The 16,313-nt window shown below is 61.0% G+C and carries 10 protein-coding genes; 4 read left to right on the forward strand and 6 right to left on the reverse strand.

The genetic code is table 11. From position 1 onward, the window contains the following. The first annotated feature begins 554 nt into the window (after positions 1 to 554). Positions 555 to 1,973, forward strand: a complete 1,419-nt coding sequence (locus ACI2KG_RS13850) for an amino acid permease (RefSeq protein ID WP_400613668.1) — start codon at positions 555 to 557, stop codon at positions 1,971 to 1,973. Positions 1,974 to 2,154: 181 nt separating this feature from the next. After that, entirely contained in the window at positions 2,155 to 6,717 is a 4,563-nt protein-coding gene (locus tag ACI2KG_RS13855) for a dermonecrotic toxin domain-containing protein (RefSeq protein ID WP_404662289.1), read from the forward strand. A gap of 26 nt (positions 6,718 to 6,743) precedes the next feature. Here ACI2KG_RS13855 and ACI2KG_RS13860 read toward each other — a convergent pair whose 3' ends face one another. After that, entirely contained in the window at positions 6,744 to 7,628 is an 885-nt protein-coding gene (locus ACI2KG_RS13860) for a LysR substrate-binding domain-containing protein (protein ID WP_404662290.1), read from the reverse strand. 152 nt (positions 7,629 to 7,780) lie between these two features. Between ACI2KG_RS13860 and ACI2KG_RS13865 the strand changes: the two genes are divergently transcribed. Next, a complete protein-coding gene (locus ACI2KG_RS13865; RefSeq protein ID WP_404662291.1) occupies positions 7,781 to 10,801 on the forward strand; it encodes an FAD-binding and (Fe-S)-binding domain-containing protein in 3,021 nt (1,006 codons plus the stop codon). Positions 10,802 to 10,940: 139 nt separating this feature from the next. Here ACI2KG_RS13865 and ACI2KG_RS13870 read toward each other — a convergent pair whose 3' ends face one another. The 4 genes from ACI2KG_RS13870 to phhA all read right to left on the reverse strand — a co-directional run bounded on the left by ACI2KG_RS13870 (position 10,941) and on the right by phhA (position 13,835). Beyond that, positions 10,941 to 12,140, reverse strand: a complete 1,200-nt coding sequence (locus ACI2KG_RS13870; RefSeq protein ID WP_404662292.1) for an MFS transporter — start codon at positions 12,138 to 12,140, stop codon at positions 10,941 to 10,943. 90 nt (positions 12,141 to 12,230) lie between these two features. Beyond that, entirely contained in the window at positions 12,231 to 12,359 is a 129-nt protein-coding gene (locus ACI2KG_RS13875) for a hypothetical protein (RefSeq protein ID WP_400613678.1), read from the reverse strand. A 291-nt stretch (positions 12,360 to 12,650) separates the two neighbouring features. Next, positions 12,651 to 13,007 (reverse strand): 4a-hydroxytetrahydrobiopterin dehydratase, encoded by a 357-nt coding sequence (locus ACI2KG_RS13880; RefSeq protein ID WP_003254532.1) that lies wholly within the window; start codon positions 13,005 to 13,007, stop codon positions 12,651 to 12,653. Positions 13,008 to 13,046: 39 nt separating this feature from the next. After that, positions 13,047 to 13,835 carry a phenylalanine 4-monooxygenase gene (phhA, locus tag ACI2KG_RS13885; protein ID WP_404662293.1) on the reverse strand — a complete coding sequence of 263 codons (789 nt, stop codon included), beginning with the start codon at positions 13,833 to 13,835 and terminating at the stop codon, positions 13,047 to 13,049. A 255-nt stretch (positions 13,836 to 14,090) separates the two neighbouring features. Between phhA and ACI2KG_RS13890 the strand changes: the two genes are divergently transcribed. Beyond that, positions 14,091 to 15,650: a sigma-54-dependent transcriptional regulator gene (locus ACI2KG_RS13890; protein ID WP_404662294.1), complete on the forward strand. Its 1,560-nt coding sequence runs from the start codon at positions 14,091 to 14,093 to the stop codon at positions 15,648 to 15,650. 153 nt (positions 15,651 to 15,803) lie between these two features. Here ACI2KG_RS13890 and ACI2KG_RS13895 read toward each other — a convergent pair whose 3' ends face one another. Beyond that, a complete protein-coding gene (locus ACI2KG_RS13895) occupies positions 15,804 to 16,058 on the reverse strand; it encodes a DUF2790 domain-containing protein (RefSeq protein ID WP_003254526.1) in 255 nt (84 codons plus the stop codon). Between the last annotated feature and the right edge of the window lie 255 nt (positions 16,059 to 16,313).

Consider the following 16,313-nt stretch of genomic DNA (forward strand, 5'->3'; position numbering starts at 1 on the left):
ACCAAAAGAATTTTTCGGACGACTGGCAAGTTCCCAAACCACTCTGTAAAGATATTTATACAAATATGGCCGATTTCAGTCCACATTTCGGAACAAGGTTAATCCTGTAAACAAACCTTGCCGCTGCCCGGGCGCAAACGCCTCCGCCCCGGCGCCACCCACCCTTGCCCAAACCCCCGCCCCACGGTGTTATAGCCGCCATTGCCGTGTGCAAGAGCCCGTCCACAGAGCCTGGCTGACAAAACAACAAATGGAGGCGCCATGTACGCCGATCACTCCGCCTTCCAAGGCCCACACCACAGGATCGCTGCGTTTTTTCCCGAGGAAACGATGCAACGCGTTGACGCCTGCGCGTTTGCAGGGGTATACAGTGCGCCGCGTTTTACCTGTGACCCTCTTGCGTACCGCGCACTCTTGATTACACCCGGCTGAGCCGCCTGCGGCGATAACCGAGATCAGGAAACCCAAGGTAACCACCTTGCCCATTCCGCTGCGCCACGAGCGCGGTGGGTCCGATTCCGTCACAGATAAAAACAATGCAGGTGACTTCGTTCATGAGTGGACAAAACATGCATTCAGGCGAGCTCAAGCGGGGCCTGAAGAACCGCCACATCCAGTTGATCGCCCTCGGCGGCGCGATTGGTACCGGCCTGTTCCTCGGCTCGGCAGGCGTAATGAAATCCGCCGGCCCGTCGATGATCCTTGGCTATGCCATTTGCGGCTTCATCGCCTTCATGATCATGCGCCAGCTGGGCGAAATGATCGTCGAAGAGCCGGTAGCCGGTTCGTTCAGCCACTTTGCCCACACCTACTGGGGCGGTTTCGCCGGCTTCCTGTCGGGCTGGAACTGCTGGGTGCTGTATATCCTGGTGGGTATGTCGGAACTTTCGGCGGTCGGCAAGTATGTCCACTACTGGTGGCCGGAGATCCCGACCTGGGTCACCGCAGCCGCATTCTTTGTGCTGATCAACGCCATCAACTTGATGAACGTGAAGTTCTTCGGTGAGGCCGAGTTCTGGTTCGCCATCATCAAGGTCGTCGCCATCGTCAGCATGATCGGCCTGGGTGCCTACCTGTTGACCAGCGGCAGCGGCGGCCCAGATGCCACCGTCGCCAACCTGTGGTCGCATGGCGGCTTCTTCCCCAACGGTGTCAGCGGGCTGGTGATGGCCCTGGCCTTCATCATGTTCTCCTTCGGTGGCCTGGAAATGCTCGGCTTCACCGCTGCCGAGGCCGACAAGCCGAAGACCGTGATCCCCAAGGCGATCAACCAGGTCATCTACCGCATCCTGATTTTCTATGTCGGTGCCCTGGTGGTGCTGCTGTCACTGACCCCGTGGGACAACCTGGTCGCCAGCATCGACGCTTCCGGCGGCAGCTACGGCAGCAGCCCGTTCGTGCAGGTGTTCTCGCTGCTGGGCAGTGACGTGGCCGCCCACCTGCTGAACTTCGTGGTCCTGACCGCCGCGCTGTCGGTGTACAACAGCGGTACCTACTGCAACGCCCGCATGTTGCTGGGCATGGCCGAGCAGGGCGATGCCCCGGCGTCGCTGGCCAAGGTCGACAAGCGTGGTGTGCCGGTGCGTTCGATCCTGGTGTCTGCGGCGGTGACCCTGATCGCCGTGCTGCTCAACTACCTGATGCCGCAAAACGCCCTGGAACTGCTGATGTCGCTGGTAGTGGCGACCCTGGTGATCAACTGGGCGATGATCAGCTACTCGCACCTGAAGTTCCGCCAGCACCTGGACCGTACCGGCCAGAAGCCACTGTTCAAGGCCCTGTGGTACCCCTACGGCAACTATGTGGTGCTGGCGTTCGTGGTGCTCATCCTCGGCATCATGCTGATGATTCCGGGCATCCAGGTGTCGGTGTATGCAATTCCGGTTTGGCTGTTCGCCATGTTTGTGGTGTACATGGTCAAGCCACGCCGTCAGGTGCGGGCACCTGGGGTTGCCGGTCAAGCGGCCAAGTAAGCAACTGCAACTGCTGCCACCAACCCGAAGCCAGCTAGCTGGCTTCGGGTTTTTGCGTTAACCGCAGGGACATTGCTCGCCCTCTGCCTGCCAGACGATGCCGGGTGGCAACCGGATACCGCCTGATGCCGTCCGCCGCCGCCGATGCTACTGCCATTTTCGAGCAGGGTTTCAGGCAGACATGGCTACCGACACACATCCCTCCATACACACCGATCTGATTGCACAACTGCAACGCTACCAAGACAGTTTCATTGCCAGCCGGCTTCCTGGCTGGTTGAAAAAACTCAAGCCAGCGCATTTTGCCCTGCTTAGCGAGGCGTTGCAGGCCAGCCTCGTTACGCGCCGGCAGCTCTCTGCAATTTTTGCCAGGTTGCAAAATATTGATGAATTTGCGCGCAAGTGTATTGCCGACCAGTTCGAGCTGAGTGCGGCGCCTGACAAGCTGTTCCTACGGCAGTGGTACACCTATGTATCGCCCTCGGTGCATTGGGCTACGAGTCGGCTACCCACGCTGGATCGTGACTGGTACGACACGTCGTTGTTATGGGCGGCATTACAGAACTTCAGTGATGACCACGTCACGATGGAGGCAGATTGCCTGGTCGATGTGGCCGGCCACAAGGTCGCGCAACCTTCGGCCAAGGCATTCATCCAGGCGTGCCGCAGGCTCGATATCGGCGGGAAATACCAGAAACACTTGCAATCTTTGCTGGAAACGCCCGGCAGTGCGGGCGCGGGCGAGCAGGGTTTCGCTGCGCTGCTGCAGAAGCAGATACGTTCGATGATGCTGGTCGATGCATTCAAGGCACACGCTGATGGCGTTCTCAGCGAAATGCAACTGGACTGGGTAATCGGTATTTATCGGCAAGGTCGTCCTGGCCGACTGGCGGGTGCGCCGGTGGTTGCCAGGAAGCTGCAGGCATTTGGTTGTGAGCTTCAGCAAATTGTAGTGTTCGACGTGGTCGATGAAGGCTTTTTTCGAAACACCAGTAAAGCCGTGCTGGTTTACATACCTGCAGACCCGCAAGGCGCCTGGAGCGTAAGTAACGACTTGGAAACGTTTGCGCGCAGCGTGCTGGGGCGTCGCCTTCGCGACGCACAGTATCGAAAGTTTTTCAGCCGGTATGTACGCAGGCGTGACAGCCAGCATTTCTTTTTCGAATTGCATAAACGAATGGTTGATATTGCAGGCGATGAAACCCCGGCGCTGGACCAACGCATGGTTCGTGACCTGGACTCGCTATTTCAGGGGCTGGCCACCAGGCGCATCAGGCAGATCAAGGATGACGCTGCAATGATTGCCGTCCCGGTAGCCGACATCGATACTGCCGCGCGAGCAGATCATGACCGGCGCATGGCTGCTGAGGGATGGGCGGGTTTGACGCTTGCCAGCCTGTTTGTGCCGCAGTTGGGCGTGATATTGCTGGCGGTGATGGCCTGGGAACTGCTGGATGAGACGTTTCAAGCTGCCGCGGATTGGCGCGAGGGTGACAGCGCTGCGGCGCTGGAGCATCTGCTGAACGTAGGCAAGCGTGTGGCCACTGTCGCTGCGCTTGCTGCAGGCGGTATAGCCGCGCGACATGCTTGGCAACGCGCCGTAATGGTTGATGATATGGTGCCAGCTGTGCTGGAGGACGGCACTGAAAAGCTGTGGAAGCCAGACCTTGCGCCCTACGTGAGCGCGCCGCCACCCGCAACCGCCGTACTCGATGCGCAGGGGATTTACCGCCAGGGCACGCAATGCTGGGTCGAAATGGACGGAGCTTATTACGACGTGTACGAGCAGGCTGACGGTGAGTGGTACCTTCGCCGCTACGCCAACTATTCGCCGCAACTTGAACACAATGGGGCGGGGGCGTGGCGGCTTTGGAGCGAGCGCCCGGAACAATGGAGCGACACGCACCGGATGTTCAGCCGACTGGGCGGACAATGCGGCCGGCTTCCGCGTAGTTTGATCGAGCATGTTCTGGCCGTGCATGGCCTGAGCGCGCCTCAGCTCAGGGCGTTGCATGTGTTTGGCCGAGCGCCCGAGGTTGAACTGGTCGACACGGTGAACCGGTTTGCGATTGCCCATCGAGTGGCCGATTTGCAGCAGCGCTTGCAGGCCGGTGAGGAGGTCGTGGACACGCCACTGCTGCTCAAGGTTCATGAACTTTGCGGTGCAACTGTGGTGGCGGATGAACGCATGGCGCAAATGGTCGCCGATAATCGACGTCGTCTGTTCCAGATGCTCTACGATCAGGACGACGTAATGGAGGATGCCACTCGCCCTCTGCGCCGGGTTTTTCCCAGCCTGCACCGGTTGGCGGCTCAGCAGATTATTGAAGAGGCCACAGCCGCTCAGCGTAACCAGCTCGCCGATTCCGGAAGGGTCCCTTTCGCGATGGCGCTTGCGGCCAGGCAGCGAGTAGTGCGGATAAGGGTGGCGCGAGTGGGGGAGGGGCTGTGGATCGATGCACCTCAAACCCTGGACTTCGCCAGGGCGGTGCTCAAGCTTTTGCAGGGCTTGCCCGGGGTAGCTGCCGACAAAAGCTGGCATTTGATCGACGCACAAGGTCGCTGGGCGTCTTTCCCCGAAACTGGCCAGTCCACTGCGTTTAACGTGCTCTATCAAGACGGTGCGTTCTGGTTGCGGGATGCTCAGGGCAACGATCAAAGCGCCCCCGGCGAGCTGTTCGAAACCCTTGCCGATACGTTCAGTGCGCACGAGCGCGCAGCCATGGCAATCGAGGCGCCATTTGCTGCCAACCTGCGCCATGCGGTAGCGGCGCGCTGGGCTGCACATCGACAGGACATCGCGACGCTGTTCGGCGCTGATCGCCCTGCGCCCACCTTCGTGCTACCTACGCGGCTGGATGATGGCAGAATTGGCTATCCACTTTCAGGTGGCAGGCGCCTATTCGGCGCGCACCCGCCCGCCGCGCTGCCTACCCGGTTACGACAGTTATGCACTGGCGCCAGTGATGAACAGATCGAGCGATGGTTGAATGCGGCGGGACCCGAGCATGGCGCAACTGCAATAGGTGAATTCGAGCGCCAGTTAAAGCGCTTGAAGACCAGCCTCACGCAATGGCAGCGCCGTGGCGCGCTGAAGTTCGAATGGCTTGAACGCTATGGGTTTCGCAAGATACTGATCGCGCGTTGGCGCCACGTGGTGCTCGGTAGATATTTGAACCTGGAGTTACCCAGTGCATTGTGGGATTACGAGCTTGGTATAGCGCAGTTGCCTGACCTGCCTGAAACCATTGTCTTCCCCCATATTACCCAATTGGCGTTCCGAGACTCTGAGTTAACATCGATTTCACCTGGATTTCTCCGGGCATTTCCCAACTTGAAGGGGTTGGAACTCAGCAACGGTGAGCTTCGCAAGATTTCCTTACCCGCCTTTTTACGCCAACAGCTGACGTCGCTGGACCTGTCAGGAAACAGAATCAGGCTCGATGCCGAGCAGGTGGCGGAGCTGGAAAGTTGCTCGGCACTGGTGTACCTGAATTTGTCGGATAACCCTTTGAAAGCGAGCTTTTCCATCAGTCGGATGTCGGAACTGCGTTCATTGATGCTTTGCTCGACGCGTTTGACGACGTTGCCGGACGGCGTGTTGACGCACCCGAAACTGTCCAGGCTAGAGCTGATTGATAGCACCATCACCACCTTCCCCGCAGGTTTTTGGAGCGCGTCCATCGTGCAGGCAGGGAGATTTCGGATAGGCAGGTCGGGTGAGGCTGAGCGGCGCTGGTACGACCCTGAGGATATCCTGAATCCAGTACCCAAACGCTACCTCTGGCAAGACGCTGTGGACTTGCCCGACAGAAGCGATATGGCCACATTGTGGCAAAGCCTCGAGGAAATGCCGGGCTCGCATGATTATTTCAACCTGCTCGCGCGGTTGAGTACCTCTGCTGAGTTTGCCACTGACGTGGGTGCGAATGCGCTTGCCTATCGGGTGTATGAAATGATGGAGGCGATCAAGGAATTTGGCGATTCGCTGGTGATCACTGAAGGCGAGTTGGCAACGGCCATCGAGCAGAAAGTGGCCCAGGCTAGCGCGCGCGGGCTGACAGTGGACAGCGCAAAGCTGCTGGCCGATACCCGGGAGGCCTTCTGCTTCCGGGCGGATTTCTTCAGCGCATCGGAGATCGATGGCTGCGGTGATGATGCGCTCTCTCGCTTTATTGATCTTGAAATGTATATCAAAACCTGGAAGCTCAGCCGTGACCTTGACGCCACTGCCGAGGCCGAGCTGCTCAGAATAGGTGCCCAGTTCTGGCGCTTGCAAAAGCTCGATGAGTTTTCCGAGTTGCATGCGTATCGGAACGGTTTGGGCCGCAAACTGGTGGATGTGCAGCTGATGTATCGCATGGATTTGTTCGACAGCCTGCAACTGCCGATCCGGCGCCCGCTCATGCGGTTCATCGGCACGGTAACCCCGGCCGAGCTGACCGTGGATCAGGACGGGGTGTTGAATTACATCCGTGAGCGTCAGACGGTTGCCGTAATGGCCAGGTGGTACTGTCAGCAGCCCTATTGGATAAAATACCTTGAGCGCTCATCGCCGGCCCGCTTCACGTTAACGCAACAAAAGCTGATCGAGAAGAACAGGTTGCACACCCAGGACGATGTAGCAGGCATGGAGGCGTTCAACCGCTGGGAAGCCGATTGGCTGCGCGATCAGCGTTTGGCGTTGACCGAAGAATGCATGCAGCGCGCAGCGCATATGTGGACTGTCCACATCCCTGAATGAGCAGAGGTGCCCACCAGGATAGTTAGCTAGATCTGCCCCAGTAACCAGCTACGGAACGCTTTCAACGATGGCAGCGCTTCGTTTCTGGCGGGGTAGATAAGGTAGTAACTGCGCTGACTGGCGATGGCGCTCCCGGGGCTGAACAGCTCGCCGTTGATCAGCTCTTCGTCTACCAGAATTCGGGGTACCAGGCCGATCCCTATGCCGGCTCGAACGGCCTGGATCAAGTGCGAGGTCAGTTCGAAACTCGGCCCCAGGCGCATTGCGCGATGCGACAGGCCGTGGTGCGAAAACCACTCACCCCAGGCATGGGGGTTGTTGGCGACGTTCAGCAGCACCTCCTGGCTGATGCGTGCCGGGTCCCAGCCCCGGGTATCGGTGCCGGCCTGCGGCGGCAGAATGACCACCAGCTCTTCGGCGTGCAGGCGATGGCAGATGAGCCCCGGCAGGTCGTGGCTGGCCACGGCGATAGCGGCGTCGATCTCGCTGGTCTCGAAGTTGATGGCTTCGATACGGGAATGAATATGCACCAGCATGCCGGGGTGCGCGCCGTAGAACGCATGCAGCCGCGGTAACAGCCATTTCGAACCGAACGTGGGCAGCGTGGCCAAGCGCAAAGTGCCCACACCCGACTGGTAGGCCAGGGCCTGCAAGGTGGCGCTGCGGATGCGCCCCAATGCCTCGCTGAGCTCGCGCTGGTACAGGCGACCGACATCGGTCAACTGCACCTGCCGGCCCTCGCGGCGGAACAGGGTCAGGCCCAACTGCTGCTCCAGCGCCTGCACCTGGCGGCTGACCGCACTCTGGGTCAGCGACAGCTCGGCTGCAGCACGGGTGTAGCTTTCATGCCGGGCGGCGGCCTCGAATGCCAGCAGCAGCGACATGGACGGTGTCAGGTGGCGGTAATTCATTCATAAAAGTCATTGATAGCGGCAGGATTATCCGTTTGCCCCTGAAGCCAAACTACAGGAACATTGACCCATACGTCATCCCTGCGTGTATCAACCCATGCCGGTACGACAGGAATCCCGTGAACTAGCCAATATCAAGAGGCCATCCTTCGATGATCGCCCAGCTGCCGACCGTTGCACCGAGCGCCAACTACCCCGAATTTCTCGAAGCCCTGCGCAACAGCGGGTTTCGTGGCCAGATCAGTGCCGACTACGCCACCCGTACGGTGCTGGCCACCGACAACTCGATATACCAGCGCCTGCCGCAAGCAGCGGTGTTCCCGCTGGATGCCGACGACGTGGCGCGCGTCGCCACGCTGATGGGCGAGCCGCGCTTCCAGCAGGTCAAGCTGACCCCGCGTGGCGGTGGTACCGGCACTAACGGCCAGTCACTGACCGACGGTATCGTCGTCGACCTGTCGCGGCACATGAACAACATCCTCGAAATCAACGTCGAGGAAAGCTGGGTGCGGGTGCAGGCCGGTACCGTCAAGGACCAGCTCAACGCGGCGCTCAAACCACACGGGCTGTTCTTCGCCCCCGAGCTGTCCACCTCCAACCGCGCCACCGTCGGCGGCATGATCAACACCGATGCCAGCGGCCAGGGCAGCTGCACGTACGGCAAGACCCGAGACCATGTGCTGGAGCTGCACAGCGTGCTGCTCGGTGGTGAGCGCCTGCACAGCCTGCCGATCGACGATGCCGCGCTGGAGCAGGCCTGCGCCGCGCCTGGCCGGGTTGGCGAGGTGTACCGCATGGCACGGGAAATCCAGGAAACCCAGGCCGAACTCATCGAAACCACCTTTCCCAAGCTCAACCGTTGCCTGACCGGCTATGACCTGGCGCACCTGCGCGATGAGCAGGGCCGCTTCAACCTCAACAGCGTGCTGTGCGGTGCCGAGGGTTCGCTGGGTTATGTGGTCGAAGCCAAGCTCAACGTACTGCCGATTCCCAAGTACGCGGTGCTGGTCAACGTGCGCTACACCAGCTTCATGGATGCCCTGCGTGACGCCAATGCGCTGATGGCGCACAAGCCGCTGTCGATCGAGACCGTGGACTCCAAGGTACTGATGCTGGCGATGAAGGATATCGTCTGGCACAGCGTTGCCGAGTACTTCCCGGCCGACCCCGAGCGCCCGACCCTGGGTATCAACCTGGTGGAGTTCTGCGGCGACGAGCCGGCCGAGGTCAATGCCCGGGTGCAGGCCTTCGTCGCCCACCTGCAAGCGGATACCAGCGTCGAGCGCCTTGGGCATACCCTGGCTGAAGGCGCCGAGGCCGTGACCCGTGTCTATGTCATGCGCAAGCGTTCGGTGGGCCTGCTGGGCAACGTCGAGGGCGAAGTGCGCCCGCAGCCGTTCGTTGAAGACACCGCGGTGCCGCCGGAGCAACTGGCCGACTATATCGCCGACTTCCGCGCGCTGCTCGATGGGTATGGCCTGGCCTACGGCATGTTCGGCCACGTCGACGCCGGCGTGCTGCACGTGCGCCCGGCACTGGACATGAAAGACCCAGCCCAGGCCGCGCTGGTCAAGCCGATCTCCGATGCAGTGGCGGCGCTGACCAAGAGTTATGGCGGCCTGCTGTGGGGCGAGCACGGCAAGGGTTTGCGCTCGGAATACGTGCCCGAGTACTTCGGCGAACTGTATCCGGCGCTGCAGCGCCTGAAAGGCGCCTTCGACCCGCATAACCAGCTGAACCCGGGCAAGATCTGCACCCCTCCGGGCAGTGCCGAAGGCCTGACCCCGGTGGATGGCGTGACCCTGCGCGGTGACCTCGACCGCACCATCAACGAGCGCGTGTGGCAGGACTTCCCCAGCGCCGTGCATTGCAACGGCAACGGCGCCTGCTACAACTACGACCCCAACGACGCCATGTGCCCGTCATGGAAGGCCACCCGCGAGCGCCAGCATTCGCCCAAGGGCCGTGCCTCGCTGATGCGTGAATGGCTGCGCCTGCAGGGTGAAGCGAACATCGATGTGCTGGCCGCGGCGCGCAACAAGGTGTCGTGGCTCAAGGGCCTGCCGACACGCCTGCGCAACAACCGCGCGCGCAACCAGGGCCAGGAGGATTTCTCCCATGAAGTGTACGACGCCATGGCCGGCTGCCTGGCGTGCAAGTCGTGCGCCGGGCAGTGCCCGATCAAGGTCAACGTGCCGGACTTCCGCTCGCGCTTCCTCGAGCTGTACCACGGCCGCTACCAGCGCCCGCTGCGCGACTACCTGATCGGCTCGCTGGAATTCACCATTCCGTACCTGGCGCATGCGCCGGGGCTGTACAACGCGGTGATGGGTTCGAAGTGGGTGAGCAAGCTGCTGGCCGACAAGGTCGGCATGGTCGACAGCCCACTGATCAGCCGCTTCAACTTCCAGGCTACCCTCAGCCGCTGCCGTGTTGGCATTGCCACGGTACCGGCCCTGCGCGAACTGACCCCAGCCCAGCGCGAGCGCAGTATCGTGCTGGTGCAGGACGCCTTCACCCGCTACTTTGAAACGCCGCTGCTGTCGGCCTTCATCGACCTGGCGCACCGTCTGGGCCACCGAGTGTTCCTGGCGCCGTACAGTGCCAACGGCAAGCCGCTGCATGTGCAGGGCTTCCTCGGTGCATTCGCCAAAGCGGCGATCCGTAACGCCACCCAGCTCAAGGCCCTGGCCGATTGCGGCGTGCCGCTGGTGGGCCTGGACCCGGCAATGACCCTGGTGTACCGCCAGGAATACCAGAAGGTGCCGGGCCTGGACGGTTGCCCGCAGGTGCTGCTGCCGCAGGAGTGGCTGATGGATGTGCTGCCCGAGCAGGCGCCGACCGCGCCGGGCAACTTCCGTTTGATGGCGCATTGCACCGAGAAGACCAACGTGCCAGCCAGTACCAAGCAGTGGGAGCAGGTGTTTGCCCGTTTGGGGCTGAAGCTGGTGACCGAGGCGACCGGTTGCTGCGGCATGTCCGGTACCTACGGGCACGAGGCGCGCAACCAGGAAACGTCACGGACCCTCTTTGAGCAGAGCTGGGCGACCAAGCTGGACAAGGAAGGCGAGCCGCTGGCGACCGGGTATTCGTGCCGTAGCCAGGTCAAGCGCATGACCGAACGCAAGATGCGCCACCCGCTGGAAGTGGTGTTGCAGTACGCACAGCGCTGAGCTTGAGGGCCCCGGGGGCTGCGTTGCAGCCCTATCGCCGGCAAGCCAGCTCCCACAGGATCACCACAGGCCAGAATATTGTGGTGATCCTGTGGGAGCTGGCTTGCCGGCGATAGGGCCAGTGCAGGCACTGTAAGGGTCAGGGTTCTTGTGTGCGATCTCTACCCCGACGCGCCTGCCGATACAAATACAGGCTCAACACCAACCCGCAAGCCGCCGCCGCAGCCGCAAACAAAAACATCGAAGCAAACCCGAACCCCGCCGCCACCGCGCCCACCAATGGCCCGGTCACCCCCAGCGACAAATCGATGAACAGTGAGTAAGCCCCCACCGCAGCCCCGCGGTTGGCCGCCGACACCTGGTTCACGGCTTCCACACCCAGTGCCGGGAACACCAGCGAGAAACCAAACCCGCTCAACGCAGCCCCCGCCAGTGCCAGTTCGGCACTGGGTGCCAGCCACAGCATCAGCAGCCCCAACGTTTCCACCGACAGGCAAGCGATCGCCACGCGAAACCCGCCAATCCGGTTGATCAGGTTGCCGAACAGCAACCGTGCACTGATGAAGCTGGCACCAAACAGGCTCAGCGTCAGCGCGGCATTGCCCCAGCCACGGCTGGCGTAATACAGGGTGATGAATGTGGCGATGGTGCCAAAACCTATCGAGCCCAGTGCCAGGCCGGAGCCATGCGGAAACACCTTGCCCAGTACCCGCAGAAAGGGCAGGCGCACGCCGCTGACAATGGGCGCGGCCTGCTTGCGCCAGGCCAGCAGCAAGCCGAGTACGCACAGCAGGATGATGCTGACGCCCATGCTCCATAGCCCCAGGCCCTTGACCATCAGTACGCCCAGCGGGGCGCCGATGGCCAGTGCACCGTAACTGGCGATGCCGTTCCAGGAGATGACCTTTGCCGTGTTGGTGGCGCCCACACGGCCAATCCCCCAGCCGATCGCGCCCGAACCCACCAGGCTTTCGGCGCTGCCCAGCACCAGGCGGCCGACCAGCAGGCAGGCCAGGCTCAGCCACGGCAGGTGGGTGAGGAAGGCGCAGGCCAGCATGAATACGCCACTAAGGCCGCAGCCGGCAAGGCCGTACATCACGGCTTTCTTGCTGCCGTGGTTGTCGATGATGCGGCTGGCGGTCGGGCGGCTGAGCAGGGTGGCCAGGTACTGCACGCTGATCACCAGGCCGGCGACCACGGCGCTGAAGCCCAGGTCGTTGTGTACATAGCCAGGCAGTACGGCCAGCGGGATGCCGATGTTCAGGTAGCCGATGAAGGTGAAGAGGACAATGGAGACGACTTGCAGGGTGACCGCAAGGGGGCGCGGTGAGTCGGGCATGGGGGCCTACGTGGGTTCTGGACGGTGTGAAAACGTGATGACGGGGGTGGCCCGCAGGTCAGCCGTTTTCACACAGTCGGGGGTGCGCAGTTATTCCTGGTCAGCGCTGGATTGATCGTCACCATCCTGCTCGGCGGCAACTGCCGGCTCGGCGTGGACGGTAACGGTTGGCTCTTCTGGGTTCAGGCTTGGGAAGGGAAGATTCGGGATCTCATGCATCTCGTCGTTCCTCGCAAGTGTGAGTGAAAAGTCTGCGCCAGGCGCGTTTGGAGCTTCACAAAGCTGGGGCAGGATACACAAGTCTGGATGACAGTTTGAATTTTTTCCCGTTCGTTTGTCGGTTTTGCGGGCGAACAGCGCACAATTTTCACATGAAAAAGGGCCGCTTCGCGCCCCATTCGCGGGACAAGCCCGCTCCCACAGATATCGCGCACAAGCCTGTGCAGGCATGGTCTCTGTGGGAGCGGGCTTGTCCCGCGAATGGGGCGCGAAGCGGCCCTTTCTTGTTACTTACTTACGGCCTTCAGCCGTTTCCGCCACCTTGTCAGTCCGCGCACACATGATGAAATCGTTACGGTGCAGGCCCTTGATCGAGTGGCTCCACCAGGTCACGGTCACCTTGCCCCATTCGGTCAGCAGCCCCGGGTGGTGGCCTTCGGCCTCGGCGATTTCGCCCACGGCATTGGTGAACGCCAGGGCGTGCTTGAAATTCTTGAACAGGAACACGCGCTCCAGCTCCATGTGGCCGTCACGTACTTCGATGTTCCAGTCCGGGATTTCGCGGATCAGTTCGGCCAGCTCTTCGTCGGTGACCTTCGGGGCGTCGGCGCGGCAGGCTTCGCAGTGGGCTTGGTTCAAGGCATTCATGAGGTGTTTTCCGGTTCGAGTTGTTATCGGCAAGGTCGCTCAGGCGGCGACCTTGGGTGGAAATTTCGGGGCGTGCAGGCCCAGCTGCATGGCTTGGTGGACCATGCCCATGATGTCTTCGTGGGCCAGGTCGAACAGGCGCTTCATGTTCGGTAGCACGAAATACACGGGCTGCAGGATGTCGATGCGGTAGGGCGTGCGCATGGCCTCGATCGGGTCGAAGGCCTGGTGCTCAGGCTCGCCAGACAAACTGTAGACGGTCTCCTTCGGCGACGAGAGGATGCCGCCACCGTAGATCTTGCGGCCCTGTGCGGTTTCCATCAGGCCGAACTCGATGGTCATCCAGTACAGGCGCGCCAGGTACACGCGCTGTTCCTTGGTCGCGGCCAGGCCGAGCTTGCCGTAGGTGTGGGTGAATTCGGCGAACCAAGGGTTGGTCAGCAGCGGGCAGTGGCCGAAAATCTCGTGAAAGATATCGGGCTCTTGCAGGTAGTCCAGCTCTTCCGGGGTGCGGATGAAGGTGGCAACCGGGAAACGCTTGCTGGCCAGCAGCTCGAAGAAGGTCTGGAAGGGGATCAGTGCCGGTACCCGGGCAACTTGCCAGCCGGTGGTGGCGCCCAGCACCTTGTTGACTTCGCCCAGTTGCGGAATGCGGTCATGCGGCAGCTTCAGCTGGTCGATGCCGTCCAGGTATTCCTGGCACGCGCGGCCTTCGATCACTTTCAACTGGCGGGTGATCAAGGTGTTCCACACCGCATGCTCTTGCTGCGGGTAATCGATAAAACCATGCGCATCGGGCTCGCGGGCCACGTATTGCGTCTGTTTCATAAGGCTCTCCTGGTGAGGGCTTTTCTTGTTATGTGCAGGGCATGCCTTAGGAATATCCCTTCGCGCGCTGCTTTGCACGAGGGCAAGCAAGTGTGGCCAAGGGTTGATACCTTGTTTTCGTAACGATAATTTTACAAAAATGGCCAGGTGTCGGAAAATCCGAGGCATCTGGCTGATGGTTACCCTGTTTTTGTCAGCTTATCTTTACGACTTTTCTGCGCGGTGTTGAAAAACATTGGCGCCACGAGAGCCTTCATGCGCATCAAAGTGCACTGCCAAAACCGCATCGGCATCCTGCGCGACATCCTCAACTTGCTGGTGGAGTACGGCATCAACGTGCTGCGCGGCGAGGTGGGTGGCGACCATGGCAATGCCATCTACCTGCACTGCCCGAACCTGATCAATCTGCAGTTCCAGGCCTTGCGGCCTAAGTTCGAGGCCATTGCCGGGGTGTTCGGCGTCAAGCGCGTGGGCCTGATGCCCAGCGAGCGCCGGCACATGGAGCTGAATGCACTGTTGGGGGCGTTGGACTTCCCGGTGCTGTCGGTTGACATGGGCGGCAGCATCGTTGCAGCCAACCGCGCTGCCGCACAATTGCTGGGCGTACGCGTGGACGAGGTGCCGGGCATGCCGCTGGCGCGTTACGTAGAAGACTTCGACCTGCCGGAGTTGGTGCGGGCCAACCAGTCGCGCATCAATGGCCTGCGCATCAAGGTCAAGGGGGATGTGTTCCTGGCCGATATTGCGCCACTGCAGTCTGAGCATGACGAGAGCGAAGCGCTGGCCGGTGCCGTGCTTACCCTGCACCGCGCCGACCGTATTGGCGAGCGCATCTATAACGTGCGCAAGCAGGAGCTGCGCGGCTTCGACAGCATCTTCCAGAGTTCGCGGGTGATGGCTGCCGTGGTGCGCGAAGCGCGGCGCATGGCGCCGCTGGATGCGCCATTGCTGATCGAGGGCGAGACCGGCACTGGCAAGGAGTTGCTGGCGCGCGCCTGTCACCTGGCCAGCCCCCGCGGGCAGTCGCCGCTGATGGCGCTGAACTGCGCCGGCTTGCCCGAGTCGATGGCCGAGACCGAATTGTTCGGTTACGGCCCCGGGGCATTCGAAGGGGCGCGGGCCGAGGGCAAGCTCGGGCTGCTGGAGCTGACCGCCGGTGGCACGCTGTTCCTCGACGGGGTAGGGGAAATGAGCCCGCGCCTGCAGGTGAAATTGTTGCGTTTCCTGCAGGACGGCTGCTTCCGCCGGGTTGGCAGCGATGAAGAGGTCTACCTGGACGTGCGGGTGATCTGTGCGACCCAGGTGGATTTGTCCGAGTTGTGTGCCCGGGGTGAGTTCCGCCAGGACCTGTACCACCGCCTCAACGTATTGTCGTTGCACATTCCGCCTTTGCGCGAATGCATGGATGGCCTGGAAGGGCTGGTGCAGCACTTTCTTGACCAGGCCAGCCGGCAGATCGGCTGTGCCCTGCCACGGCTGGCGCCGGCGGCAATGGACAAACTTGGGCAATACCATTGGCCGGGCAATGTAAGGCAGTTGGAAAACGTATTGTTCCAGGCAGTTTCGTTATGCGAGGGCGGCGTGGTCAAGAGCGAGCATATACGGTTGCCGCATTATGGCGTGCGCCAACCGCTGGGTGAGTTTTCGCTGGAAGGGGATCTTTCGCAGATTGTAGGGCGCTTTGAAAAAGCGGTGCTGGAAAGTTTGATGGGCGAGTTTTCCAGTAGCCGGGCGCTGGGGAAAAGATTGGGGGTTTCGCATACCACTATTGCCAACAAGTTAAGGGATTATTCGCTTAACAAGTCTGGAGATTAGTTGTCGGGCCGCAAGCTTGGGACTGCTTCGCAGTCCTATCGCGACACAAGGCCGCTCCTACAGGTATTGCACCTGGTTTGAAACCTGCGCAATACCTGTAGGAGCGGCCTTGTGTCGCGAATGGGGCCCGCAGGGCCCCCAATTCACAAGGTATCAGCCGTTAGAGCAGCCGTTCCCCATCACGCGGTATTCGAGAATGTGCTTCTGGCCCTGGGAGTCCTCGTAGGTCATGCGGGCTGGCACGACTTCGCACACATTGGGCACTTCGCTCATCGAGATGACGCGGGCAATGTCCAGGTGCTGCGAGTAACTGTATTGTTCAACCGGAATCTGCTCGGCATCTTTGGCTTCGCCGGCCATCGCCGCGCCGCAAAGACTGCCAAGTACCAATACCAGTAAAGCTTTCATTTTCTATTTACCTGTCTAAGGTCGTGAGGGGGCACGCGGCGCTTATGGCGCCGCGAGTACAGCAAGTTTTAACTAGCGTGTTTAGAGGGGGGATTAACGCTTGCCTTCGTGGGGGCTGTTACCAGTTGTTAATCGCCTTGCCGTTGCTGGCGAGGTGAATTTTAGGGCGGTGAACAAGGCTGAAACAGTGGGTCTTTTGATAAAGTGTTTTGACAGAATCTGTAACAATCCCCCATCAAGCCCTTTCTTTCCTCG

The organism is Pseudomonas sp. NPDC089407 (assembly GCF_044900445.1).
Taxonomy (GTDB): domain Bacteria; phylum Pseudomonadota; class Gammaproteobacteria; order Pseudomonadales; family Pseudomonadaceae; genus Aquipseudomonas.

Bases quoted from the DNA above. Each gene is read 5' to 3' on its own strand.
- ACI2KG_RS13850 (WP_400613668.1), top strand. From the start codon at position 555: ATGAGTGGACAAAACATGCATTCAGGCGAGCTCAAGCGGGGCCTGAAG.
- ACI2KG_RS13855 (WP_404662289.1), top strand. From the start codon at position 2,155: ATGGCTACCGACACACATCCCTCCATACACACCGATCTGATTGCACAA.
- ACI2KG_RS13860 (WP_404662290.1), bottom strand. From the start codon at position 7,628: ATGAATTACCGCCACCTGACACCGTCCATGTCGCTGCTGCTGGCATTC.
- ACI2KG_RS13865 (WP_404662291.1), top strand. From the start codon at position 7,781: ATGATCGCCCAGCTGCCGACCGTTGCACCGAGCGCCAACTACCCCGAA.
- ACI2KG_RS13870 (WP_404662292.1), bottom strand. From the start codon at position 12,140: ATGCCCGACTCACCGCGCCCCCTTGCGGTCACCCTGCAAGTCGTCTCC.
- ACI2KG_RS13875 (WP_400613678.1), bottom strand. From the start codon at position 12,359: ATGCATGAGATCCCGAATCTTCCCTTCCCAAGCCTGAACCCAGAAGAG.
- ACI2KG_RS13880 (WP_003254532.1), bottom strand. From the start codon at position 13,007: ATGAATGCCTTGAACCAAGCCCACTGCGAAGCCTGCCGCGCCGACGCC.
- phhA (WP_404662293.1), bottom strand. From the start codon at position 13,835: ATGAAACAGACGCAATACGTGGCCCGCGAGCCCGATGCGCATGGTTTT.
- ACI2KG_RS13890 (WP_404662294.1), top strand. From the start codon at position 14,091: ATGCGCATCAAAGTGCACTGCCAAAACCGCATCGGCATCCTGCGCGAC.
- ACI2KG_RS13895 (WP_003254526.1), bottom strand. From the start codon at position 16,058: ATGAAAGCTTTACTGGTATTGGTACTTGGCAGTCTTTGCGGCGCGGCG.